1 protein-coding gene is annotated in these 1,229 nt (G+C 67.2%); it reads left to right on the forward strand.

The features are described from left to right. Positions 1–70: 70 nt before the first annotated feature. Entirely contained in the window at positions 71–1,090 is a 1,020-nt protein-coding gene (locus tag C7456_RS16715; protein ID WP_109724934.1) for an IS5 family transposase, read from the forward strand. Positions 1,091–1,229 lie beyond the last annotated feature (139 nt).

A 1,229-nucleotide genomic window follows, 5' to 3' on the forward strand; every position in this document is an offset into this window, starting at 1 on the left:
TGGGCGCCTCGAAAAACCCCGCCCATGCCGGTAGTGTAGCGCGCAGCCGAAGCCGCCCGAGAATCGCCCGATGATCAGCCTGTTTGCCGCCGAGGAACGAGCCGCCAAGCGGGAACGGCTGGGTGATCCGCTGCAGGTGCTGGATCGAGCCATCGACTTCGCCGCCCTGGCCCGGGCGGTGGATGCCAAGCTGGAGATCGGAGACACCGGCCGCGGCGGCCGACCGCCGTATCCGACGGAGCTGATGATCCGGCTGCTGGTGGTGCAGCAGTTGTACAACCTGTCCGACGAGGCGCTGGAGTATCAGGTACTGGACCGGTCCAGCTTCCAGCGCTTCGCGGGATTGGAGAAGAGCAGCCGCATTCCGGATGCCAAGACGGTCTGGGTGTGGCGCGAGCGGTTGAAGAAGCAGGACCTGATCGGCGACATCAGCGAGGCCGTGGGGCGGCAGTTGGCGCAGGCCGGGTTTATCGCGCGAGGGGGTCAGATCATCGACGCGAGCATCGTGACGGCGCCGGTGCAGCACCATCGCAGTGAAGAGAACGAGGCGATCAAGCGCGGCGAGGTGCCCGCCGACTGGAACGCGGCCAAGCGGTCGCAGAAGGACATGGATGCGCGCTGGACGAAGAAGCACGGCAAGAGCTACTACGGCTACAAGCTGCACGCCAGCACCGACCGGCGTTGGGGCTTCATCCGCCGCATCGAGGTGACCGCGGCGTCGGTGAACGATACCGAGGTGTTCGAGGCCATCCTGGACGACACCAACACCGCCAAGGACGTCTACGCCGACCGCGGCTATGCCAAGCATGCGCGGCAGACGGCGCTGTACGTGCAAGGTTACCGCGCGCACATCCAGCGCAAGGGCACGGCCACGCAGCCGATCAGCGACGCGCAGCAACGGCGCAACCGCCGCATCGCCAGGCAGCGGGCCTTTGGCGAACACCCGTTCGCGCGTCTGGCGCAGATGGGCGGCAAGCACCTGCGGACGATCGGCCTGGCCCGTGCCCGCGCCGTGATCGAACTGAAGGTGATCGCCCACAACCTGATGCATCTGGCGCGATACAAAGACCGGGGCGTGGTGCCTGCATGATGCGGACAGGCCGCTCACCGGCGGTCGCCGCGCCCGCAGGGGCGACTTCAGGGCGTGCGAGGTGTCGCTTGCCGACTTTGCGGGCGGCGCGAACGGCGTTATACCGCTCACGCCATGCCAAGGGAGGGGTTATTCGAGG

The organism is Fulvimonas soli (assembly GCF_003148905.1).
Taxonomy (GTDB): domain Bacteria; phylum Pseudomonadota; class Gammaproteobacteria; order Xanthomonadales; family Rhodanobacteraceae; genus Fulvimonas; species Fulvimonas soli.